General features: G+C 73.4%; 17 protein-coding genes and 3 pseudogenes. 11 read left to right on the forward strand and 9 right to left on the reverse strand.

Annotation, left to right across the window (positions count from 1 at the left end):
- Positions 1 to 29: 29 nt before the first annotated feature.
- From AB0B63_RS15205 to AB0B63_RS15235, 7 genes are all read right to left on the reverse strand, one after another.
- Positions 30 to 1,523, reverse strand: coding sequence for an MFS transporter (locus AB0B63_RS15205; RefSeq protein WP_357018682.1), 1,494 nt, complete (start codon positions 1,521 to 1,523; stop codon positions 30 to 32).
- Positions 1,520 to 3,304, reverse strand: coding sequence for an IucA/IucC family siderophore biosynthesis protein (locus AB0B63_RS15210; protein WP_357018685.1), 1,785 nt, complete (start codon positions 3,302 to 3,304; stop codon positions 1,520 to 1,522). The genes AB0B63_RS15205 and AB0B63_RS15210 overlap by 4 nt, the downstream gene beginning before the upstream one ends.
- Positions 3,301 to 3,876, reverse strand: coding sequence for a GNAT family N-acetyltransferase (locus AB0B63_RS15215; protein WP_357018688.1), 576 nt, complete (start codon positions 3,874 to 3,876; stop codon positions 3,301 to 3,303). The genes AB0B63_RS15210 and AB0B63_RS15215 overlap by 4 nt, the downstream gene beginning before the upstream one ends.
- Positions 3,873 to 5,165, reverse strand: a complete 1,293-nt coding sequence (locus AB0B63_RS15220) for a SidA/IucD/PvdA family monooxygenase (RefSeq protein ID WP_357018691.1) — start codon at positions 5,163 to 5,165, stop codon at positions 3,873 to 3,875. The genes AB0B63_RS15215 and AB0B63_RS15220 overlap by 4 nt, the downstream gene beginning before the upstream one ends.
- Positions 5,166 to 5,189: 24 nt before the next feature.
- Complete coding sequence (locus AB0B63_RS15225) at positions 5,190 to 6,740, reverse strand: aspartate aminotransferase family protein (protein ID WP_357018694.1); 1,551 nt, start codon at positions 6,738 to 6,740, stop codon at positions 5,190 to 5,192.
- A gap of 187 nt (positions 6,741 to 6,927) precedes the next feature.
- Positions 6,928 to 8,172: an MFS transporter gene (locus AB0B63_RS15230; protein WP_208566026.1), complete on the reverse strand. Its 1,245-nt coding sequence runs from the start codon at positions 8,170 to 8,172 to the stop codon at positions 6,928 to 6,930.
- Positions 8,169 to 8,879, reverse strand: a complete 711-nt coding sequence (locus AB0B63_RS15235) for a siderophore-interacting protein (RefSeq protein WP_208566027.1) — start codon at positions 8,877 to 8,879, stop codon at positions 8,169 to 8,171. Before AB0B63_RS15235 ends, AB0B63_RS15230 begins: the two co-directional genes overlap by 4 nt.
- Positions 8,880 to 8,985: 106 nt before the next feature.
- Between AB0B63_RS15235 and AB0B63_RS15240 the strand changes: the two are divergent.
- Positions 8,986 to 11,016, forward strand: a pseudogene (locus AB0B63_RS15240) (penicillin acylase family protein); the annotation flags it as partial.
- Positions 11,017 to 11,046: 30 nt separating this feature from the next.
- Positions 11,047 to 11,607, forward strand: coding sequence for a GNAT family N-acetyltransferase (locus tag AB0B63_RS15245; protein ID WP_308291093.1), 561 nt, complete (start codon positions 11,047 to 11,049; stop codon positions 11,605 to 11,607).
- A 139-nt stretch (positions 11,608 to 11,746) separates the two neighbouring features.
- On the opposite strand, the gene AB0B63_RS15250 is transcribed toward AB0B63_RS15245, so the two are convergent.
- Positions 11,747 to 12,511 carry an SDR family oxidoreductase gene (locus AB0B63_RS15250; RefSeq protein ID WP_357018700.1) on the reverse strand — a complete coding sequence of 255 codons (765 nt, stop codon included), beginning with the start codon at positions 12,509 to 12,511 and terminating at the stop codon, positions 11,747 to 11,749.
- A 53-nt stretch (positions 12,512 to 12,564) separates the two neighbouring features.
- Here AB0B63_RS15250 and AB0B63_RS15255 point away from each other — a divergent pair, with 53 nt between their 5' ends.
- The 3 genes from AB0B63_RS15255 to AB0B63_RS15265 all read left to right on the forward strand — a co-directional run bounded on the left by AB0B63_RS15255 (position 12,565) and on the right by AB0B63_RS15265 (position 14,114).
- Positions 12,565 to 13,158: a helix-turn-helix domain-containing protein gene (locus AB0B63_RS15255; protein WP_357018703.1), complete on the forward strand. Its 594-nt coding sequence runs from the start codon at positions 12,565 to 12,567 to the stop codon at positions 13,156 to 13,158.
- An 88-nt stretch (positions 13,159 to 13,246) separates the two neighbouring features.
- A complete protein-coding gene (locus AB0B63_RS15260; protein ID WP_244251844.1) occupies positions 13,247 to 13,747 on the forward strand; it encodes a nucleotidyltransferase family protein in 501 nt (166 codons plus the stop codon).
- Between the two features lie 139 nt (positions 13,748 to 13,886).
- On the forward strand, positions 13,887 to 14,114 hold the full coding sequence (locus AB0B63_RS15265) for a hypothetical protein (protein ID WP_208566033.1): 228 nt from the start codon (positions 13,887 to 13,889) through the stop codon (positions 14,112 to 14,114).
- Positions 14,115 to 14,190: 76 nt separating this feature from the next.
- On the opposite strand, the gene AB0B63_RS15270 is transcribed toward AB0B63_RS15265, so the two are convergent.
- The gene (locus AB0B63_RS15270) at positions 14,191 to 14,688 is read right to left on the reverse strand and encodes a DinB family protein (protein WP_208566034.1); all 498 of its coding nucleotides are present in this window, start codon (positions 14,686 to 14,688) and stop codon (positions 14,191 to 14,193) included.
- Between the two features lie 299 nt (positions 14,689 to 14,987).
- Here AB0B63_RS15270 and AB0B63_RS15275 point away from each other — a divergent pair, with 299 nt between their 5' ends.
- The 6 genes and pseudogenes from AB0B63_RS15275 (at position 14,988) to AB0B63_RS15300 (ending at position 22,426) form a co-directional block, all read left to right on the forward strand.
- Positions 14,988 to 15,455 (forward strand): hypothetical protein, encoded by a 468-nt coding sequence (locus AB0B63_RS15275; RefSeq protein ID WP_208566460.1) that lies wholly within the window; start codon positions 14,988 to 14,990, stop codon positions 15,453 to 15,455.
- Entirely contained in the window at positions 15,455 to 16,843 is a 1,389-nt protein-coding gene (locus tag AB0B63_RS15280; protein ID WP_357018708.1) for a hypothetical protein, read from the forward strand. The genes AB0B63_RS15275 and AB0B63_RS15280 overlap by 1 nt, the downstream gene beginning before the upstream one ends.
- A gap of 32 nt (positions 16,844 to 16,875) precedes the next feature.
- Positions 16,876 to 17,127, forward strand: a pseudogene (locus AB0B63_RS15285) (VWA containing CoxE family protein); the annotation flags it as partial.
- 189 nt (positions 17,128 to 17,316) lie between these two features.
- Positions 17,317 to 18,384 (forward strand): annotated as a pseudogene (locus AB0B63_RS15290) (VWA domain-containing protein); the annotation flags it as partial.
- Between the two features lie 14 nt (positions 18,385 to 18,398).
- Complete coding sequence (locus tag AB0B63_RS15295) at positions 18,399 to 19,511, forward strand: AAA family ATPase (RefSeq protein WP_208566036.1); 1,113 nt, start codon at positions 18,399 to 18,401, stop codon at positions 19,509 to 19,511.
- An 86-nt stretch (positions 19,512 to 19,597) separates the two neighbouring features.
- Positions 19,598 to 22,426: a hypothetical protein gene (locus AB0B63_RS15300; protein ID WP_357018726.1), complete on the forward strand. Its 2,829-nt coding sequence runs from the start codon at positions 19,598 to 19,600 to the stop codon at positions 22,424 to 22,426.
- The last annotated feature ends 138 nt before the right edge of the window (positions 22,427 to 22,564 follow it).

Here is a 22,564-nt window from a genome sequence, read left to right on the forward strand (position 1 = left end):
TCGGCGGGTGCGCCCGACGGCGGACACGCTCAGCGGGTGCGTTCGGCGCGGCGCAGCAGCCCGGCGGCGAGCAGCCCTCCGGCCAGCACCGCCACCGCCCCGGCGGTCTGCCCGGTGACCAGCGCCGACGAGAAGGCGTCGGTCACCTGCGCGCGTTCGGTGTCGCCTGCGGCGGCGGCCAGCGCGGCCGGGTACGACCCGACGCCGGCCACCGCGACCGGCACCAACGCGGCGAACCGGGCGTTGAGCACCGCCCCGAGCACGGCGATGCCGAGGCTGCCGCCCACCTCGGCCATGGTGCCGTCGATCCCCGCGCCGACGCCGGCCTTCGACGGCGGGATGGCGCTCATCACCGCCTCGACGATGGCCGGGTTGGCCAGGGCGCAGCCGAAACCCATCACCAGCAGCCCGGTCAGCAGCACCGCGTAGCCGTCGGAGCGGACGTGGGTGACCAGGGTGAGGCCGGCGGAGAGCAGCACCATGCCCAGCGCGATGGCCCCGGGCACCCCGAGCCGGCGGATCAGCCGGGTGGCGACCCCACCGAGGTTGAGCAGCACGATGGACAGCGCGAACGGCACCATCCGCAGCCCCGCCTCCCAGGCCGGGTAGCCGCGGACGAACTGGAGGTCCTGGGTGAGCAGGAACAGCGCGCCGGTGGACCCGAAGGTGATCAGGACGACCCCGGTGACCGCGCCGACGAACCGGCGGTCGGTGAAGAAGTGCATGTCCAGCATGGGTGCGGTGATCCGCCGTTCCCACCAGACGAACGCGGCCAGCAGCAGCACGCCGCCGCCGGCCGCGACGAGCACCGCCGGTGCCGTCCAGCCACGCTCGGGACCGTCGATGATCGCCCAGACCACGCCGGTGAGGCCGGCGGTGGACAGCAGCACCCCACCGACGTCGGGCCGCCCACCCACCGGGTCACGGGACTCCGGCACCAGCGCGAGGCCGGCCACCAGGCACAGCAGCACGATGGGCACGTTGACCAGAAAGATCGCCCCCCACGGCAGGTGGGCGAGGATGATGCCCCCGATGGGCGGTCCGGCGGCGTACCCGAGGGCGCTGGTGGCCGCCCAGAGGCCGATCGCCCGGGAGCGTTCGGCCCCGTCGAAGACCTGCATGGCGACGGCGAGGGTGGCGGTGACCAGCAGCGCCCCGCCGACGCCCATGCCGGCGCGGGCGGCGATCAGCTGGTCGCCGGAGCGGGCCAGCCCGGCGGCCAGCGAGCCGACGCCGAACAGCACCAGGCCGGCGACGAGCATCCGGCGGCGGCCGTAGCGGTCGGCGGCGCTGCCGGCGGTGAGCAGCAGCCCGCACTGCACCAGCGCGTACGCGTTGATCATCCACTGGATGTCGGTGGTGCTGGCGTCCAGTTCGGTGGTGAGCACCGGCACCGCCACGGTGAGCACCGTGTTGTCGAGCACCACGGTCAACTGGGCGAGGCAGAGCACCGCCAGGATCAGCCATCGGGATCGCAACGGGGTCGCCGGGCCGGGCCGCGCGGCGGACAGCGCGGTGCTCATCGGGGCGGGGCGTGCCGGGCGAGCGGGTTGCTCAGGGTGCCGGCGAACTGGAGGGCCGCCGACGGGTCGGCCAGGTCGACCATCTGCTGGTTGTTGCGCAGTTGCAGCCGGTTGAGGCAGGACAGGGTGAACTCCGGGGCGAACAGGTCGTGCCGGCGCAGCCGGTCGGCCAGGTGCGGCACCCGGGCGGCGTAGTCGGTCACGCAGTCGGCGACGGTGCGCCAGAAGTCGTCCTCGTCGAGCACCCCGGCCCCGGCCAGCACGGCGTTGAGGTGGCGGAAGAAGCAGTCGAAGACGTCGGTGAAGATGGTCAGCAGCTGCTCGTCGTCGGGGATGGCGGCACGGACCCGCTGCACCAGCGGTGGCAGGTCGACGTCGGGGTCCATCACCACGATCTCCTCGGCGATGTCCTTGAAGATCACCCGCTCGACCGCGCCGTCGTGCAGCACCAGGATCACGTTCTCGCCGTGCGGCATGAAGGCCAGCCGGTGGGCGTAGAAGCTGTGCAGCAGCGGCACCAGGTAGGCGTCGAGGTAGCGACGCAGCCACTCCCGTGGGGGCAGGCCGGACTCGGCGATCAGGGCGGCGGCCAGCGACCCTCCGTCGCGGTCGGTGTGCAGCAGGGCGGCCATGGTGGACAGCCGCCGGCCGGGGGCCAGGCCGGGCACCGGGCTCTCCCGCCACAGCGCCGCCAGCATCTTGCGGTACGGCGAGTAGCGGTCGGTGGCCGCCTCGTACTGCGGGTGGCGGTAGCCGACGGCGGCCCGTTCCCGGATGACCGTCAGTCCGGTGCCGGCGAGCACCGGGTCACCGGTGACCAGGTCGACGAGCCAGTCGTTGATCGCCGGGGTGGCCTCCATGTAGGCGGCCGACAGGCCCCGCAGGAAGCCCATGTTCAGCACGGACAGGGCGGTCTTGACGTAGTGCCGGTGCGGGTCGGTGACGTTGAAGAAGGTGCGGATGGACTGCTGCGGCAGGTACTCGTCGGGGCCCTCGCCGAGGCAGACCAGGCGCTGCCGGGCGACCTCACCGGCGAAGGTGACGGCGAGCCGGTTCCACCACTGCCACGGGTGCACCGGGATGAGCAGGTAGTCGTCGGGGTCGAGGCCGGCGTCGGTCAGGGTGGTGGTGAACCGGGCCAGGGTGTCCGGGCCGAGTTCGGTGCGCAGCAGGGTCGGGTAGTCGAGGTCGGCGGCGCTGCTGAAGGTGGCGTGGTCGCGGTGCGCGGCGACCCAGACCAACCGCACCGGCCGGCCGGTCTCCGGGGCGTACGCGTGGTATTCGTGCACGCCGAAGCCGATCCGGCCGTTGTTGGCCACGAAGCACGGGTGGCCCTCGGTCATCCCGGTCTCGATGGCCTGGAAGTCGGCGCGGGCCAGTTCGGCCGCGCCCACCGCCGGCCGGTCCAGCTTGAACGCGGTGCCGGCCAGGGTGGAGGTGATCTCCTCCAGGTAGACGGGGAGCACCTGGTCGGTGAGGCCGAGCGCGCCGCGCAGTTCGAGGCAGAGGTCGACGGCGTCGGGCGGCAGGTCCTCGTCGCCGCGTCGCCGGGTGATGCTGTCCGGGTCGACCTGCCAGTGGTCGAGGGCGAAGCGGCGGGCGGTGAAGCGGTACTCGACCGTGCCGTCGTCGGTGCGGACGGCCCACCGGCCGTCCCCGGTGGCGGCGGGCTCGATCAGGCGTTCGTGGGTGAACTCGGCAAGCGCCTTGGCGACCAGCAGCCGGTTGGCGCGGGCCCAGGTGGCGGGGGTCAGGTGGGCCACGGCGGCGGCGGGGTTCACGCGGGCAGGTCTCCTCGGGTGGCGGCCAGGAACTGGTCGCGGGTGCAGACGCTGAGCAGGGCGTCCTTCTCCGGTTTGCGGATCGGACCGACGACGGTGAACCCGACGGCGGCGTTGAGGGCGTGCACGGCGGTGTTGCGCACGTCGGGTTCGACGACGACCCGTCGGGTGGCCGGGTCGGCGAAGAGCCAGTCCAGGACGGTGGTGATGACGGCCCGGGTGAAGCCGTGCACCGGCCGGTCGGTGGGGGCGCAGAGGAAGTGCATGCCGACGTCGCCGGGCTGCGCGGGATGGAGGCCGACCAGTTCGACCCGGGCCGGGTCGTAGCGTTCGGCGAGGAACGCCGGTTCGCCGCGCCACAGCCCGAGGTACGCGTCGTGGTGCGGGTGGTCGGCGATGCCCCGGTACTCCCGGGCGACCCGGTCGACGTCGGCGTCCTGCATCAGCCAGAACGCCGATTTCGGGTGGGTCACCCAACCGTGCAGCAGCGCGGCGTCGCCCTCCGGGTCGAGGGTGCGCAACGCGAACCCACCGAGCGCAGGGTCGTGCCGGTGGTGGACGACGGGGGTCACGAGGCGCCGCCCGCCGGGACGCCGAACTCCTGGAAGGCGATCCGCTCCTCGATCGGGTAGTGCTCGCGCCCGGTCAGCTCCCGGATGATCCAGGAGTTGCGGTACGGGCCCATGCCCAGGTCGGGTGAGGTGATGCTGTGGGTGTGGGTGCCGGCGTTCTGGAGGAACACCCTCCGGCCGGTGTGGTCGATGCTGTAGTTACGGGCCACGTCGAACCGACCGTGGGAGTCCCAGCGCAGCCGGTCGTGGATCGGGGCGAGGAACTCCGGCAGCCGGTAGTGGTAGCCGGTGGCCAGCACCAGCCCCTCGGTGTCGAGGGTCAGGTCGTGCTCCTGTTCGATGTTGCGCAGCCCGAGGGTGTAGGTCCCGGTGGTCTCGTCGTACCGGGCGCTGGTGAGTTCGGTGTTGGTCAGCAGCCGGGTCGGCACCGGCCCGTGCACCCGGTGGGCGTAGAGCAGGTCGAAGATGTCGTTGATCAGGTCGGCGTTGATCCCCTTGAACAGGTTCTTCTGGGTGCCCTCCAGCCGGTAGCGGGTCTCCTCGGGCAGGGCGTGGAAGTAGTCCACGTAGTCCGGGGAGGTCATCTCCAGGGTGAGCTTGGTGTATTCGAGGGGGAAGAAGCGCGGCGACCGGGTGACCCAGTTGAGCTGGTAGCCGTGGGTGCCGAGGTCGGTGAGCAGGTCGTGGTAGATCTCGGCGGCGCTCTGCCCGCTGCCGACGACGGTGATGCTGCGCTTGGTACGCAACGCCGCCCGGTGTTCCCGGTAGCGGGAGTTGTGGATGACGTCGCCGCCGAGGCCCCGGCAGGCGTCCGGGACGTGCGGCGGGGTGCCGGTGCCGAGCACCAGGTGCCGGGCCCGGTGGGTGACCCGTTCGCCGTCGACCACGGCGTGCACCACGTACCGGTCGTCGGCGGGGTTGTACTCCACCGAGGTGACCCGGTGACCGAAACGCACCGAGGGCAGTTTCGCGGCGGCCCACCGGCAGTAGTCGTTGTACTCGTGGCGCAGCGGGAAGAAACTCTCCCGGATGTAGAACGGGTAGAGCCGCCCGGATTCCTTCAGGTAGTTGAGGAAGGAGTACGGCGAGGTCGGGTCGGCCAGGGTGACCAGGTCGGCGATGAACGGCGTCTGCAACCGGGTGGCGTCCAGCAGCATGCCGGGGTGCCAGTCGAACTCGTCGCGGGCTTCGAGGAACAGGCCGTCGAGGTCGTCGAGCGGCGCGGTCAGGCAGGCCAGCCCGAGGTTGTACGGGCCCAGCCCGATGGCGATGAAGTCGTGGGTCGACACAGGGGTTTTCTCCAGGGCGGGTGGTCAGCCGACGGGGCTGGACAGCTCGGCGGTGGCCCGGGTGCGGGCGTACCAGCCGGCGTGTTCGGCGATCAGGTCGAGCACGTGGGCGATGTCGTCGAGGGTGGTCTCGGGGTTGAGCAGGGTGATTTTGAGGTGGTGGGCGCCGTCGACCTTGGTGCCGGCGACGAGGGCCGTGCCGGAGGCGGCCAGCGCCTCGCGGGCGTACAGGTTGGCGTCGTCGACGACGTCGCGGCCGGCGCCCGGCGGCAGGTAGCGGAACACCACAGTGCTCAGTTGTGAGCGGGTGACCACCTCGAAGCGGGGGTCGTCGGCGAGCAGCCGCCAGGCGGCGGCGGCGAGGTCGACCACCTCGTCGAAGAGCGCGCCGACCGCGTCCGCGCCCATGATGCGCAGGGTGAGCCAGAGCTTGAGGGCGTCGAAGCGGCGGGTGGTCTGCAGGCTCTTGTCGACCTGGTTGGGGATGCGCCGCTCGGCCATCCGGGCCGGGTTGAGGTAGTCGGCGTGCCAGGTGGCGTGGCGCAGCACCCGCCGGTCGCGCACGAGCAGGGCGCTGGAGCTGACCGGCTGGAAGAACGACTTGTGGTAGTCCACGGTGACCGAGTCGGCCCGTTCGATGCCGGCGAGCAGGTGCCGCCGGGTGGGCGAGACCAGCAGCCCGCAGCCGTACGCGGCGTCGACGTGCAGCCAGACCCCGGCGGCGGTGCAGATCTCGGCGATCCGGTCCAGCGGGTCGATGGTGCCGAAGTCGGTGGTGCCGGCGGTGGCGACCACGGCCAGCACGGTCTGGCCGTCGCGGCGGCACCGGTCGAGGGTCTCGGCGAGTTCGTCGGTGCGCATCCGTCGGCCGGCGTCGGTGGCGACGGTGAGCACCGCGTCGGCGCCGAGCCCGAGCAGCTTGGCGGCCTTCTGGACACTGAAGTGCCCGGCGGTGGAGGTGATGATCCGCAGCCGGGACAGCACCTCGGGCCGGCTGGGCCGGTCGGTGCCGCCGCCGACGATCCGGGTGTACGCCTCCTCCCGGGCGAGCAGCAACGCGTGCAGGTTGGACTGGGTGCCGCCGCTGGTGAAGACGCCGTCGGCGGCCGGGCCGAGGCCGATCCGCTCGGCGGTCCAGTCGATCAGCCGGCGTTCGATCAGGGTGCCGCCGGCGCTCTGGTCCCAGGTGTCCAGGGACGAGTTGACCGCGCTGAGCACCGCCTCGCCGAGCAGGGCGGGGATGACCACCGGGCAGTTGAGGTGGGCCAGGTAGCGGGGGTGGTGGAAGTAGACGGCGTCACGCAGGTAGACGTCGTGCAGTTCGTCGAGGGCGGCGGTGGTGTCGCCGAGCGGCCGGTCCAGGTCGATGCCGGCGATCCGGGGGGCCAACTCGTCGGGGGTGACGCCGGTGGCGGGTCGGTCCACCTCGGTCACCCGGGCGGCCACCCGTTCGATGCCCTGGGTGACGGCCCGTCGGTAGTCCGCGACGGTGCCGGCGTTGAGCAGGTGGGCGCGGGGCGGGAGGGGGTGCGTCCCGGTCACGGGGGCCTCGACGGTGGATCCGGGCAGGCTCATGGGCAGTCCTCGACGGTCGGTGACGGGCGCACTGGCAGGGACGGTGGGGCGGGGGCAGGTCGTCCCGGCGGCCCAGTTGATCTCGCGAGTTAGGCTACCCTAACCTAACCTCTTGTCAACGCCGACACCCGCCGGAGGGCGGAGGGCGGAGCGGCCGGCAGGCGACGGGGGGCAGCCGGGTGGAGGGTCAGCCGGGCACCCCGACCGACTGCGCCGCCGGCTCGGCCGTCCGGGTCGGCGCGACCCGGAACCGACGCTGGTGACCCAACCCCACCACCACGCCGAGGGCGACCAGCACGACCGAGGCGACCGCCACGGCGGGATAGCCGACCCGGTCGGCCGCGGCGAGGCCGATCGAGGCCGCGACGAACGAACAGACCAACCCGAACGACGACAGGACGGTGAAGTCGGTCCCCCCGGTCTCCGGCCGCGAGTAGTCCATGTTGACCACGTAGAGCACCACGTTGGCCACGGTGTACGCCGCCATGAAGCAGCACAGCGCGGCGACCGTCGTCCCCAGCGGGGCCCGCCCGTTCATCAGGGGCAGCAGCAGCGCCGTGGAGACCGCGAGGGCCGCCCCCCCGACGACGAGCAGCCGACCCCGGCCGAACCGGTCGACACCGACCCCGGCGAGCAGGCCCGCCACGATCGCCGGGGCGCTGATCACCACGCCGGTGACCACGCCGATGCGGGCCAGCGACCAGCCCGCGTCGACCAGCGCCGGGGTGACCAGGGCATAGGCCGCGCCGGCTCCGGTGTAGACCAGCGGCACCACGCCGAAGGTCCACCAGCGGCAGCCGGGCTGCCCGAACACCGACAGCAACGCCCGGTACGCCTGCCCGGCACCGGCCACCCGGGCGACCCGCTCCGGTTCCCGCAGCCGCCACACCACCACCAGCCCGACGGCGGTCAGCGCGGCCAGCAGCCCGATCGCCGGCACCCAGCCGTACCGGTCGTAGACCAGCACGCACGCGCCCCCGCCGAGCAGGTTGCCCAGGTAACTCGCGGCGACCTGGATGCCGTTGCCGGCCCCCCGGGTCCCCTCGGACAGCACCCGGACGGCGACCGCGTCGACGGCGATGTCCTGGGTGGCGGAGAGGAAGACGTAGGCCGCGCAGATCGCCACCACCGGGCCGAGCTGCCGGGTCGGATCGGCGAACGGCAGCAGCGCCAGCAGGCTCAGCACCAGACCCGCCTGCAACGGCAGCAGCCAGGACCGGTAGTGCCCGTGCCGGCGGGAACCGTACCTGTCGAGCAGCGGGGCCCAGAGGAACTTCAACGGCCAGACCAGGCCGACGAACTGCAGCAACGCCAGGGTGTCCAGCGAGGTGCCGCCGTCGCGCAGGATGGCGGTCAGTCCGACGGTGATGAACCCGATGCCGAGGTACTGCGTGACGTAGAGCGCGGTGAGCGTGCCGAGCCGTCCCTTCACCGGGCGCTCCAGTAGCCCAGCGAGGTCAGCTGCTGCTTGCCCACCCCGAGGGTGCGCCGCACGTGCTTGGTGAGGGCACGGGTGGTGGCCGCCTCGCAGGCCACCCAGTAGTGGGCGTCCGGCGCGGCCGGGAGCGCGTCGCGGACGGTGTCGACGAGTTGCTGCCCGTCGTCGCCGCGCGGCACCCAGGTGACCCGGTGCTGTTCACGGGTACGCAGGGCCAGCGCCCGCTCCCCGTCGTGGGCGTACTCCAACCAGATCGTGGCGGGGGTGTCGGGCGCGGCGTCGAGCAGGCTGTTCACCGCCGGCAGCGAAGCGGCGTCACCGACCAGGTAGAGGTGGGCGGGTGCCGGGTCGGGCAGGGCGAAGGCGCTGCCCTGGAGGGTGGCGACGATGGTGTCACCGACCTGCGCGGTGCTCGCCCACCGGGCCGCGCACCCGTCGTGCAGGGCGAACTCCAGGGTGAACCGGCCGGCCTCGGGCTCCGGGTCGACCAGCGTGTACGCCCGCTGGTGCGCCCGGCCGGCGTCGTCGAACCAGAGCCGGATCCACATGGTGGGGTGCACCTTGCCCGCCGCCAGCAGACCGCCGTCGTCCATCAGCAGACGCTGGTAGTGCCCGCCGACCGACTCGGTGCCCCGCACGGTCAGCCGGAAGTCCCGGCCGCCCATGGCCTTGAGCACCAGGGCCTCCCAGTTCCGTTTCACACGCCCTCCAGGTAAGGTCCGCCTAAGTTAGGCGAGGGTAACTTAAACGAGGAGTCCTGTGGAGAGTGGGACCGGCAAGCCGCCGGGCGACCGTCCGACCAGCGGCGTGCACCGCGACCGGTGGGGCGTACCGCACCTGTGGGCCGACACCGCCGACGAGCTGGCCCGATGGCAGGGCCGGGTGGCCGCCACCGACCGGGCCTGGCAGCTCGAGGTCGAACGCTGGCGGGCCGAGGGCCGACTCGCCGCCCACGTCGGCCCCACCGAACTCGACTGGGACCGGTTCGCCCGGCGGGCCCGCCTCGACGACACCGCCCGACGCTGCTTCGACCGGCTCACCCCGGCCACCCGGCGCTGGGTCACCGCGTACGCCGACGGGGTCAACGACGCGTTGCCGGCCGGCGCGGCGGCGGCCCCGGAGTTCGCCGCCACCGGCGGTACCCCCGGCCGGTGGCGACCCTGGACGCCGCTGGGCGTCTTCCTGGTCCAGCACATCCTGTTCGGCACCTTCCCGCAGAAGCTGTGGCACGCCCACGTCGCCGCCACCCTCGGCCCGCACGCCCGCGAGCTGTTCGCCATCGAGGGGCCCGGCGGCTCCGGCAGCAACGCCTGGGCGCTGCCCGCCGACCCGACGACCGGTCGCGGGCCGGTCATCGCCGGTGATCCGCACCGGCTGCTCGAACTGCCCGGCATCTACCAGCAGATCCGGCTGGCCTGCCCCGAGTTCGACGTGGTCGGGCTGGCCTTCCCCGGCGTGCCGGGGCTGCCGCACTTCGGCCACGCCGGTGACGTCGCCTGGGCGGTCACCAACGCGATGGCCGACTACCAGGACCTCTACCGCGAACAGCTGCGCCGCGACGGCGACCGGGTGGTGGTCCGCGACGCCGACGGCTGGGTGCCGGCCCACCGGCACGTCGAGCGGATCGAGGTACGCGGCGGCGCGACCGAGACCGTCGAGGTGATCGAGACCCCGCGCGGGCCGGTGGTCGACCACGACCGGCACACCGGGGAGGCGCTCAGCCTGCGCACCCCGGCCCGGGTGACGGAGAGCCTCGGCTTCGACGCGCTGCTGCCGCTGCTGCGGGCCCGCACCGCCGACGACGTCGCCGACGCACTGCGTGGCTGGGTCGAACCGGTCAACAGCGTGCTCGTCGCCGACCGGCACGGCACGGTGCTCCAACTCGTCGCCGGCCTGGTGCCGCAGCGCGACGACCGGTGCCGACGGGAACCGGTGCCCGGCTGGGAGCCCCGCTACCGGTGGCGCGGCGACCACGCCACGGCCAAGCCCGTCGAGGTCGGCGGGCCGACGGTCTGCGCCAACGACCGCCGCGACGACACCGCCCACCTCGGCGTCGACTTCGCCCCGCCGCACCGGGCCCACCGGATCCGCGAACTGCTCGCCGACGGCGTCGCCGCGCCCACCGTCCACACCGACACGCTGCTCGGGTCGACGGTGCTGCGGGGCCTGCTCGCCCGGCTCGACCCGGGGCCACTCAGTGGGCCGGCCCGACGGCTGCGCGACCGGCTTACCGGCTGGGACGGTCGGATGGCCGCCGACAGCACCGACGCCGGGGCGTTCGCCGCCTGGCGGGCCGCGCTGGTCCGGCACCTGTCCGCGCACCCCGCCCTGGCCCCGTTGCACTCCCCCGGCGGCTACGACCCGCTCTTCGCCCCGTGGACCGACCCGCTGGCCCGGATCGGGCACGCCGTGGAAGGGGTCGTCGCCGGGCTGCCCCGCCTCGGCGGGGCGGTCGAACCGCTCGTCGTCGCCGCGCTGGAGGAGGTCGCGGCCGGCGACCCACCCGGCCCCTGGGGGCGGCGGCACCTGCTGCACCCGCTGCACCTCGGGGTGTCCGAGGTGGTCGCCGACCGGGTGGTCGCGATGCGTGACGGCACCGCGCTCGGTGGCGACACCAACTGCGTGCTGTCCACCTCCAGCGTGCCGGGGGTCTCCGACGCGTGCTGGCGCGGGCCGGTCGCCCGGTACGTGTGGGACCTCACCGACCGGGCGGCGAGCCGCTGGATCGTCCCCTTCGGTGTCTCGGGCCGCCCCGACGACCCGCACTTCGCCGACCAGTTGCCGCTGTGGGCCACCGGTGGGCTGATCCCCGTCGGCACCGACTGGCACACCCTCACCCTCACCCCCGCACCCCGAGACGAGGACCCCGTGACCTACCAGGAGCAGATTCCCGGCTTCGGTGAGTTGAGCCTCACCGTGGTCGACCCGGCCGCCCACGCCACGCTGCTGCACGGCTGGGTGACCGAGCCCCGCGCGACGTTCTGGGGGATGGGGTCGTACACCGTCGAGGAGGTACGCGAGGTCTACACGTACGTCGACGGCCTGAGCACCCACCACGCGTACCTGATCGGGTTGGACGGCACGCCGGTGGGGCTGTTCCAGACCTACCAGCCGGAGGCCGACCCGGTCGGGGAGCGCTACCGGGTCCGCCCCGGCGACATCGGGATGCACCTGCTGCTCGCCCCGGGACGCCGACCGCCGCGCGGGCTCACCACCGCGATCGGCCCGGCGCTGGCCCGGTTCCTGTTCCGCGACCCGGGCCTACTGCGGATCGTGGTCGAGCCCGACGTGCGCAACCGGTTCGCGCTGCTGCGGCTGCAACGGGAGGGGTTCACTTTCGCCGACGAGATCGACATGCCCGACAAGCGGGCCCAACTGGCGTTCCTCACCCGGGAGCGGTTCGAGGCGGACCATCCCGTCCCGGCCTGAACCGGCTGGCGGGCGGGCCCCGACCGCACGGTGGTGAGGCACACGGGCAATGCCGCGACCGCCACCGTGGTCAGGAACGCGGGCGCATCGTGGTCGCGCGGTGGGTCGGGGATGCGGGCGCACCGGGACCGCGCGGTGGTCAGACGCGCGGGCCCAGGAAGAGGCCGCCGCTGGCGTCGATGACCTGCCCGGTGACCCAGCGCGCGGCGTCGGAGGCGAGGAACGCGACCACGTCGGCCACGTCACCGGGCGCACCCAACCGGTCGAGGGCCGTCATCGAGGTGATCAGCTCGGTCAGGCCCGGGGCGGCGAAGGCCGGTGCGTTGGTCGCGGTCCGGGTGGCACCCGGCGCGACCGCGTTCACCGTGACGCCCCGGGCCCCGAGCTGGTTGGCCAGGGCCAGGGTCATCGTCTCCACCGCCCCCTTGGTCATGGCGAACGACGTCTGCCCGGGGTTGGCCATCCGGGTCGCCACGGACGAGATCGTGATGATCCGACCGCCGTCACGCAGCAGTGGCAACGCCCGTTCGATGATGAAGTACGGCGCGCGGACGTTCACCGCGAACAGCCGGTCGAAGGCGGCCCGGGTGGTGACGCCGAGCGGGCCGGCGGGTGGCGCTGCGGCGTTGTTGACCACGATGTCCAGTGGTCGCCCGGCCAGGCCCGCCTCCACCCCGGCGAACAGCGTCTCGACATCTCCGTCCACACCCAGCTCCGCGCCGACGGCGTACGCCGTGCCGCCGGCCCGCCCGATCTGGTCGACCGTCGCCCTCGCGCCGCCCTCGTCCGTGCCGAAGTGCGCGATGACGGCCGCTCCCCGCGCGGCCAGCCGGACCGCGATCGCCTGTCCGATGCCCCGCGACGCCCCGGTCACCAGCGCCGTCCTGCCGCTCAGGTCACTCATGTGTGAGCCACTCCCCACTTGGTAGTCACTATCGCTGCGGTAGTGTCTACCACGTGAATGAGCGGCACTCCACCCTGCGGGACCAGCGACGGGCCGAGACGCAGCGCATGATCCAGGCGCACGCGGTGCGGTTGTTCGTCCGGCACGGCTACGACGGCACGACGGTGAACGACGTCGCCGCGGCGGCGGGGGTGTCGCCGATGACGGTCTACCGGCACTTCCCGACCAAGGAGGATCTCGTGCTGGCCGACCAGAACGGGCCACTGGTCGCCGAACGCATCGCCGCGACACCGGCCGGGCAGCCCCTCGTACGCCGCATCGGCACCGCGCTCGTCGAGTCGGCACGTACGCTCACCGCCGGTGACGACCGGTTCCTGCTGGCCCGCCTCCGGCTGATGATCTCGACGCCCGCCCTGCGCGCCCGACACCTGGACAACCATCACCTGCTGCAACAGGCCATCGTGGACGGGCTCGGGGACGAGGCCACCGATCCCGATGCGGCCTTCCGCGCCACGGCGGCGGCCAGTGCCTGCCTGGCCGTCATGCACACCGCGTTGGTGCGGTGGGCACAGGACGACGGGCGCACCGACCTGGCCGACCTGATCACGACGGCGCTCGCGGCGGCCTTCGGCGATGACCCGCGGTGACCCCGGCCGGGTGGGCGCTGCCCTAGGCTCCCCGGGATGGTCATGCGCACAGGACGTGGTGGGGCTCATCGAGTCCGACCCGGAGGCGATGAGAGTCCTCCGGGCCACGGCCGGCCTCGGCCTGCCGGACTGGTGGATCGGTGCCGGCTTCGTCCGCAACCGGGTCTGGGACGCGATCAGCGAGCTGCCGGCCCTGCCGCCGCGCGACGTGGACGTCGCCTACTTCGACCCGCAGGAGCGGGACCCCCGCGCGGACGCCCGCGCCGAGGCCCGGGCCGCGACGCTCCTGCCCGGGGTGCCGTGGGAGATCCGCAACCAGGCACGGATGCACCTGCGCACCGGCGACGGTCCCTACCTCGGCACTCTGGACGCGATTTCGCGCTGGCCCGAGACGGCCACCTGCGTCGCGGTCACCCTGCGGGGTGACTCGGTCCACCTGGTGTGCTGCCACGGCGTGGCCGACCTGGTCGGCATGGTGGTCCGCCCCTCACCGGCCTTCGACCACCCCGCAGGCCACGCGAAGGTACGCGAGCGCGTGACGGCCAAGGGGTGGCGCGGCCGGTGGGCCGGGCTGCGACTGGAGGTCTAGCGCCACGCCGGAGTTTCGGGGAGCCGCACCGGGTCCGGCCGTCGACCCCGGTGGCAGGTGGACCGGCGAGCGGCACCACGACTCGTCGGAACGACTAATCCGGTCGCGTACGGACCCGGTCCGCGAGGACGATGGGGCGATGTCCGGCACCCCTGAGGGATTCACCTACCGTCTCCGCAAGAACGGGGACGTGGAAGTGCTGCACCACGGCCGCCCCGCCTCGGTGCTCCGCGGCGCCGCCGCAGCCCGGTTCCTGGTCGACGTGGACAGCGACGATCCGCAGGAGCTGATGGCCCGCCTCACCGGCAACTACAAGCACGGCAACGAGCGCGCGGCCAAGCGGCACCCCCGCAACCGGGACCGCTAGCACCGTCCCACGGTCAGGTGGCGTCGCATCCCGCTCCGGTCGGCGCGGGTGCCCGAGGGCGGACCGACCCCGTGGGCTAGCCGTCGAGGAGCTGCTCGCGCAGGATGTCCGCGTGCCCGCAGTGCTGGGCCAACTCCCGCAGCACGTGCAGGTACACCCACCGCAGGGGGAACGGGCCCCGCCGGTGCCCGGACAGGATGTCGTCCAGACCCAGCGTGGCCGTCGCCCGCCGCGACGCGGCGCAGGCCGCCCGGTGGGCCTGCCGCACGGTGGCGATCGTGTCGTCGTCGGCGAGGACGAACGACTCATCCGACGTCGCGGGGATGCCGAGTTCGGCGCGCGACCGGCCCGTGACGGCCTCGTCGAACCAGACCCTCTCCACGAATGTCGCGTGCTTCACCAGACCCAGCAGCGTGGTCGGGGAGGCCACCAACGACCGCCGCGCCTGCTCCTCGGTCAACCCGTCCAGGCACCTGTCGAGCGCGCCGCGGTGCTCGTCGAGGAACGCCTCGAACTGGGCCCGGAGCGGCTGGGCGACCACCTGGTCGGCGAAGGTGGGCGGGAAGGCAGGCATGGGAGCAGCATTCCAGATACGCCCGTGGCGATGGGGGTGCGCGACGCGGGTGCACGCCGGTGGCGCCGCCGGCCGGCCCGGATGCCGGCCACCGGCCCGGGCTCGGCCGGGAGGGTCGGATGCCGCTTCGCGCCGGGTGGTCGGAACCCCGGGAACTGTCGTACCCGTGACCCATGATCTTGTGGTCACGGCGACGCCGGCCCGGCCGGCGCACGCCATCAACCATGGTCGACGCCGTGTTGCGGCGGGTGGGAGGACGTGCGGTGACGGACACTGACGGGGCCGCGCGGCGGCGGAGCGTGCTGGCGGTGGTGCCGCCGGCCCGGCCCCGCAAACTGGCCAAGGTGCCCTTCGTCGAGCTGGCCGACGGGCGGTTGCAGGGGGTGGTGTCCAGCGGATCCGACATCGAGCGGGTCTACGTCTCCTCGGTGACCGCCGGCAGCCACGCCTACCACTGCAGCACCAACAACAACCGACCCTGCGGCGGGCTGCGCGGCGCACCCTGCAAGCACCTGGAGTCCCTCGCCGACGAGGCCGTGCTCCAGTACGGCGTCGACCGGGTGGCCCGCTACCTGCGGGTCGACGCGGGTGAGGGCACGCAGACCGGCGTCGAGCTGCTGTCCCGGCTCGACGCCCGGCACGAGCCGACCTCGGCCGCGGTGGTGTTCAGCCGCTTCCTGCGCCACCTGGCCTACCTGGAGCTCCCGGCCAGCACGACCGTGCTGCCCGAGCTGCACTGGTTCCCGTCCACCGGGGCGGGTCGCTGATGCTCGGCACGCAACTGGCGCAGCTGCGCGACGGCACCCCCACCGGGCTGACCGACGCCGACGACGTGGTCGCCGGATTCGACGACGCCCTGCTGCGGGGCTTCGCCCGGGTCGGCGAGCAGGACGCCGCCGCGTTGACCGCCCTGGCCGACGCGGTGGCGGGCACCCCGCTGGGCGAACGGGTGGCCGAGGCGGTCGGCAAGGTGACCGCCGGGTCGGTCGGGCAGGAACACCTGGCCGCGCTGGCCGGGGCGCGGTCGGCCCTGCTCGGCGCGGCCCACGACGCCCTGCTCGACCAGCTCGACACCGCCCTGGGGCGGCACCGGGCCCCGTGGACCCCGACCGGCGCAGCGGGTGACCCCTCCCCCGCCCGCGCCGCAGCCCGGTCCTGGCTGCACGAGACCGCCCTGGCCGGCTGGCGGGGCATCGACCACGAGTTGCTCTCCGCCGTCGGCACGCCTGTCGAGGCGGCGCTGGCCGAACCGCAGTCGCGCCGGCTGGCGGTGCTGCTCGACGGGTTCGCCGCCGAGCTGCGGGCCGGGCTGCCGGTGGCGACCATGGCGCAGGTGCCGGTACGCCGCTGGGCGGACCTGTGGTCCCGGGCCGTGCTGCTCGCCCAGGACGGGCCCGCCCCGGTGCCCGCCATCGGACGGGTCACCGGTCGGCTGCTGCCGTTCGGGGTCGACGTCCACGAGCACGAGACCGCCGTCCAGGCGCAACTGCACGCGATCCTCGAACCGGACGACGGCACGCCGCCCCGGCTGGCCCGGGTGACGGTGGGCGCGGCCAAGGTCGCCACGATCGGTGGGCCGGCGGTGTGGCGGCTGCTGTCGGCGTACCCGGCGCTGCTCACCGCGATCGCGCAGCGCCGGGCGCTGACCGTGACCGACCTGCCGGCGCAGGACGGCGACCTGCACTGGGTCGACGGGCAGGCGCAGGTGGGCGAGCCCGCCGACCCGTTCGCCACCGCCCGGGTCCTGCTGGGCGCGGCGACGGCGACGGCGCTCCCGCCGCTGGACCGGCACCCGGTGGCGATCGCCGAGCCGGTGCTGCTGGAGGGCTACACCGTGCACGACGACGCAGCAGCGATCGACCTCGACGGGCACCGCCTCGCGGTCGCCCTCGACCGGCTGCCGGCCGGCGGGCCGCTCACTCCCGCACTGGTCGCCGCGTCGTCGACCTGCCTGGGCCTGATCCGCTGGGACGACGGCCGGTGGCTGCTACAGCCGCTGGCGGTGCAGGCCACCGTCAAACGCCGGCCGGTCGAGGCGCACAACGGCGACTGGGCCGACGGGGTGACCGATCCCAAGGTGGCCAAGGCCGAGTCCCGGGCGGGCGACGCCGTGGCCGTACTGCGCGAACGCGCGGGACGGTTGCTGCGCCGATGACCGAGCCCACAGCGATGACCGAGCCCACAGCGATGAGCGACACCGTACCGGCGGGTGACGCCGTGCAGCCGGGCGACCTCGCCGCCGCCAACCGTCGACAGGTGCTCTACTGGCGGCTGCTGGGTCGGCTCTTCGACCCCGACGAGCAGCCCACGCTGGAGTCGGCGAGCGTGGCCGTGGTCGACGACCTCGGTCTGCCCGCCGCGCTGCTGGACCCGACAGTGTCGGTGGACACCGTCCTGCAGCGCTTCCCCGTGCTCGCCGATGAACTGCGCGGCCTGCTCGTTGCCGAGCCCGCCGCGAGCGCCGACGACGCCGACGGCCGTGCCACCGGTGGCGACGGCGAGGGCCCGCCGGCCGACGGGGCGACGGAGCCCGACGGGGCGACGACGGAGGCGGCCGGTGTCACCGCCGAGGGGGACGCCACGACCGACGGCGGTCACCCGGCGGCCGGCGACGGCGGCCCGCACCGGCCCGGCGAGGCCGAGGTACGCCGGGCGGCGCTGGTGTCGAAGCTGCTGCTCAACGTCTTCGGCACCGGGTCCGGGCCGGTCAGCGCCGGCCAGTTGGCCCGGTGGCAGGCCGACGCCGGCTGGTTCGAGCAGGCGCTCGGCTGCCCGCCGGGGGAACTACGTCGGCAGGGCGGCACCGGACTGGGCGGCACCCTCGCCGGGCTGGAGGGCGACCTGGTCCGCCGGATGCACCTGCGGGAGGTGCTGGCCGACCCGAAGCTGGCCGCCCAGCTCACCCCCAGCATGTCGCTGATCGAGCAACTGCTGCGGGACAAGTCCAACCTGTCCGGGGTGGCGCTGGCCAACGCCAAGTCGCTGATCCGGCGGTACGTCGACGAGGTCGCCGAGGTGCTGCGTACCCAGGTCGAGCAGACCAGCGTCGGCACGATCGACCGGTCGGTGCCGCCGAAGCGGGTCTACCGCAACCTCGACCTCGACCGCACCATCTGGCAGAACCTCACCAACTGGAGCCCGGAGGACGAGCGCCTCTACGTCGACCGGCTCTATTACCGGCAGACCGCCCGCAAGACCACCCCGTCGCGGCTGATCGTGGTGGTGGACCAGTCCGGGTCGATGGTCGACTCGATGGTCAACTGCACCATCCTGGCCTCGATCTTCGCCGGGCTGCCCAAGGTGGACGTGCACCTGATCGCGTACGACACCCGGGCATTGGACCTGACCCCGTGGGTGCACGACCCGTTCGAGGTGCTGCTGCGCACCAAACTCGGCGGCGGCAACGACGGGCCGGTGGCGATGGCGATGGCCCGCCCGAAGATCGTCGAGCCGCGCAACACGGTCATGGTGTGGATCTCGGACTTCTACGAGTTCGACCGCTCCCAGCCGCTGTTCGACGGCATCGAGGCGGTGCACCGTTCCGGGGTGCGGTTCATCCCGGTCGGCTCGGTCAGCAGCTCCGGCCAGCAGAGCGTCAACCCGTGGTTCCGGCAGCGCCTCAAGGACCTGGGCACCCCGGTGCTCTCCGGTCACATCCGCAAACTCGTCTTCGAGCTCAAGAGCTTCCTCACCTAGGAGAATCACCCCTCATGTCCGAGATGTTGCGTGCCCCCGCCGAGGTCAAGTACGCCGACGAACTCGACTACCTGGAGTCGGTCGACACCGGCCCGAAGCCGTTCTCGTGGCGGTTGAGCCCGCGCATGGTGCGGCTGTTCGTCCTCGGCTCGGAACGGGCCGACGGTCTGGAGCGGGAGATCCCGCAGAAGTGGTTCGGTGACCGCAGCTTCGTCGAACGCAGCATCGTTACCCTGGCGTCGGACCGGGGCCTGCTGCTCATCGGCGACCCCGGCACCGGCAAGAGCTGGCTCGCCGAGCTGCTGTCCGCCGCGATCTGCCGCAACTCGACGCTGGTGGTGCAGGGCACCGCCGGCACCACCGAGGACCACATCAAGTACTCGTGGAACGTCTCGATGGTCATCGCCAAGGGGCAGTCCCGGGAGTCGATGATCCCGTCGCCGATCATGACGGCGATGGAGCAGGGCGTGGTGGGCCGCTTCGAGGAGCTGACCCGCTCCACCAGCGACGTGCAGGACGCGTTGATCTCCATCCTGTCGGAGAAGTACGTCTCCATCCCCGAGCTGAACGACGACAACATCGTCTTCGCCCAGCCCGGTTTCTCGATCATCGCCACCGCGAACAGCCGGGACCGGGGCGTCAACGACCTGTCGTCGGCGTTGAAGCGCCGGTTCAACTTCGTCCGCATCCCGGTGGTCACCAACAAGCGCAGCGAGGCGGAGATCGTCCGGTTCCGCACCGAGGAGCTGCTGCGCCGGCACCGCATCGAACTGGACGTGCCGCCCACCCTGCTGGACATCCTGCTGCAGAGCTTCGCCGACCTGCGGGCCGCCGCCGCCGCGGCGACCAGCGACGACGAGAAGCTGGAGTCGGCGTTGTCCACCGCCGAGCAGATCGGCGTGCTGGAGGATGCCATCCTGCACAGCCAGTTCTTCGGCGACCGGTCCCTGCGGGTGGAGACGCTGGCCTCCTCGCTGGTGGGGTCGTTGGCCCGACGCAGCCCGGAGGACCTGGCGATCCTCAACAAGTACCTGCACGGCGTGGTGGAGCCCCGGGCCAAGAAGGACGGCGAGGGCTGGGCCGGCTTCCTCGACGGCGGTCGCCAGGCGATCGCCTCGCTGTCGTGACCACCGCCGACGCCGGCACCGCCGCACCGCCCGCGACCGCCGTCGCCGGCACCGGCGGGGTGACCGCGACCGCCGGTACCGGCGGGGTGACCGCCGGGCCGTTCGGGGCGTTGCGGGAGCAGCTCACCGACGCGGCGGCCACGTTCGCCGGTTCCGCCGACGCGCTGGCCGGCATCCTCGCCGGCATCGTCGACGACGTCGACCGGGCGCTGGGCGAGCGGTTGGAGATCTTCCCGGTCTGTCACCACTCGCCGGCCTCGGCGCTGGCGATGGTACGTCGGCTGCGGCACAAGCAGCCCAAGGTGATCTACCTGGAGCTGTGCGAGGATCTCCAGCCGCTCCTGGGCGAGCTGCGCAACTGTCGGCTGCCGGTGGCGGTGCAGGCGTTCGCCTCCGAGCTGGCCGGCTTCCCCGCCGAGTGGGGGCCGCTGAGCGTCGTCGCCCCGGTCACCGAGGCGTCCGCCGAGTACCAGGCGATCGCGTACGCGTTGGAGACACCCGGGGTGGAACTGGTGCTGGTGGACCGCTCCACCGACCACGTCTTCCAGTGGTCACCGCGCGGCGACGCCCCGGCGGCCACCGACGCGCCGGCCGACACCGCACCGGAGGCGGCCGGCGGCGAGGCCGGGGAGCAGGCGGCCCTGCACGGCGACGCGGTCGGCGTGGAGATCGGCGACCTGCGGCCCCGGTTCGCCGAGCTGGAGGCGTACCTGCTGCACCACGGCAAGGTGCGGCACTGGTCGGAGTGGTGGGACCAGTACGTCGAGCGTCCCCTCGCCGACGCCGACCACGACACCTACCGGCAGGTGATGGTGCTGATCGGCAGCCTGTTCCGCCGGCTGCGGCCGGCCGGGTCGGACCGTACCGACCGGGACGAGGACCGGGAGCGCTACATGTGGACCCGGATGCGGGAGCACCTCGCCGCGTCCGGGGCCGACCCGGGGGACTGTCTCTACGTGTGCGGCGCGTTCCACGCCGCCAGCCGGGTCGAGCAGTTCGGCCTGGACTCCTCCGCCCCGGACTTCCCGATCACCCCCCGCACCGGCACCCGCTGGCGGTACGGGTTGATCCCGTCGAGCCACTCGGCCATCGAGGCGCAGTTCGGGCTGGCACCGGGGTCGGTGTCGATCGCCGCCGCCAACTGGACGCGGGCGGTCGGCCGGTCGGGCCTGGCCCCGTACCGGCTCGACGGTCAGCGGGGCGTCAAGGGCGGCCGGGGCAAACGTAAGGCCACCCCGCCGGTCGCCACGCCGGCCGGTCCGGTCGCCGACCGGCTCACCGGCTTCCTCGCCGCGCCACCGGCGCTCGACGGGCTGGACGAGGCGGAGCTGCGCGGGTGGTGCGTGGACATCGTCCGGTTGGCCCGCCGCAACGGGTACCTGGCCAGCACGGCCGACGCGATCGCGGTGTTCGAGACCTCGATCCTGCTGGCCGGGTTGCGTAACCGGGCCCGACCCACCCCGTACGATTTCGCCGACGCGGCGGTGACCTGCATCGAGAAGGACGTCGTGCCGGGTCGGCGGGACGTGCGGCGGTTGTGCGAGATCCTGCTCGGCGGGGACCGGATCGGGCAGGTCGGTTACGACGCCCTGCCACCGCTGGCCCGCGACGTGCTCGACCGGCTGCAACCCCTCGGCCTGGACCTGGAGAAGCGCACCGTCCAGCGGGCCCTGCTGGACCTGCACGCCACCCCGGCGCTTTCCGGCTGCTCGGATCTGCTGTGGATGCTGCGGCACCTGCTCCCCGCCGACGCCGTCCGCCCGATCATGGGTGAGCGCCGGTTGGGGCATCGGTCGATCCAGGAGAGCTGGGACCTGTCGCTGGGCCGCCACCAGCGGGCGCTGATCGAGCTGGGCTACGAGGGGGTGACCGTCGAGCAGGTGCTGGAGCAGCGCCTGCGGCGGGCGGTCCGGGGCCCCGACGCGACCGCTGCGGGCGCGCTCGCGGCCGTCGAGGACGCCATCCGGTTGTTGGACAGTCCCCGGCTGGTCGACGAGTTGGGCACCCGCGCGGTGGAGCTGCTGTCCACCGAGCGCACGGTGGACGACGCGCCGGACGTGCTGCGGCGCATCCGCCGGTTGCTGGCCCACCACCGGGCCACCGCACCCGACCTGCCGGCCTGGTGCGAGGCGTTCGTGACGACCGGGTACGCGCACTACTGCACCCTGTTGCCGACCGCGTTCGTCGACGAGGAGACCGGGGTCCGGCAGGTCGGGGCGATGCTGGGCTTCCTGTTCAGCATGGAGAGCCTGGCGCTCTCCCTGGGCTGCGACCGGTCCCAGCTGGAACTCGCGGTGGCCCAGTCGCATCCGGAGAGCCCGGCCAAGGTCGCCCTGCTCTGGGCGGCCCGGCACCAGCTCGGCCTGTTGCCGCTGGCCGAGCTGCGGGAGCGCTGCCGGCAACTGTTGGACAACCCGCTGGTGGTGCCGGCGTTCCCGAGGTACCTGTCCGGTTTCGTGCACGCGTTGGAGCCGGTGCCGGGGCTCGCGCCGTTCGTGGTGGAGACGATGTCCACCGCGTTCGCCCGGTTGCCCGATCCGGTCCTGCTGCCCTGGCTGCCCACCCTGATCACCACGCTGCGGGAGCACGGTCCGGAGCTGGTGCCGGTGCTGGTCCGGGAGGCCGCGCGCACCTTCCCGGGGACCCTGCCGGAGTTGGACGCCTGGGTGCCGCCCTGGTTGACCTCGACGCCCGCACCCGCGGCCACGGGGACGGCACGTCGGGCCGGGCCGGTGGGGCAGGTGCACACCCTGCTCGCCGGGCATCCGGCGGCGGTGGACGCGGTCGCCGGGCTGCTCGGCTGCGACGGCGAGTGGTCGCAGCCGGTCGACGCCACGGCGGAGTCGGCGGCGACGACGCTGCTGCTCGCCCATCCGGCCACCGTGGAGGCGGTGTCGGTGCTGCTCGGCGGCTGACGACCGGCCGGCCCGCCGGGTGCGCGCGGGTGCACCGGGCGCTGGTGCCGCCACCGCAGCTGCGAACCGGTGCCCGAGGTCGCCCCGCTGTCCTGCCCGCAGTACCGCGTCACCCCGGCAGCGCCCAGCGCGTTGACG

This window comes from Micromonospora sp. NPDC049081 (assembly GCF_040648835.1).
Taxonomy (GTDB): Bacteria; Actinomycetota; Actinomycetes; order Mycobacteriales; family Micromonosporaceae; genus Micromonospora; species Micromonospora antibiotica.

What these genes read in the sequence shown, in the direction of transcription:
- AB0B63_RS15265 (WP_208566033.1), top strand. Translation starts at nt 13,887, where the DNA reads ATGTCCGGCACCCCTGAGGGATTCACCTACCGTCTCCGCAAGAACGGG.
- AB0B63_RS15260 (WP_244251844.1), top strand. Translation starts at nt 13,247, where the DNA reads ATGAGAGTCCTCCGGGCCACGGCCGGCCTCGGCCTGCCGGACTGGTGG.
- AB0B63_RS15295 (WP_208566036.1), top strand. Translation starts at nt 18,399, where the DNA reads ATGTCCGAGATGTTGCGTGCCCCCGCCGAGGTCAAGTACGCCGACGAA.
- AB0B63_RS15280 (WP_357018708.1), top strand. Translation starts at nt 15,455, where the DNA reads ATGCTCGGCACGCAACTGGCGCAGCTGCGCGACGGCACCCCCACCGGG.
- AB0B63_RS15225 (WP_357018694.1), bottom strand. Translation starts at nt 6,740, where the DNA reads ATGAGCCTGCCCGGATCCACCGTCGAGGCCCCCGTGACCGGGACGCAC.
- AB0B63_RS15205 (WP_357018682.1), bottom strand. Translation starts at nt 1,523, where the DNA reads ATGAGCACCGCGCTGTCCGCCGCGCGGCCCGGCCCGGCGACCCCGTTG.
- AB0B63_RS15270 (WP_208566034.1), bottom strand. Translation starts at nt 14,688, where the DNA reads ATGCCTGCCTTCCCGCCCACCTTCGCCGACCAGGTGGTCGCCCAGCCG.
- AB0B63_RS15250 (WP_357018700.1), bottom strand. Translation starts at nt 12,511, where the DNA reads ATGAGTGACCTGAGCGGCAGGACGGCGCTGGTGACCGGGGCGTCGCGG.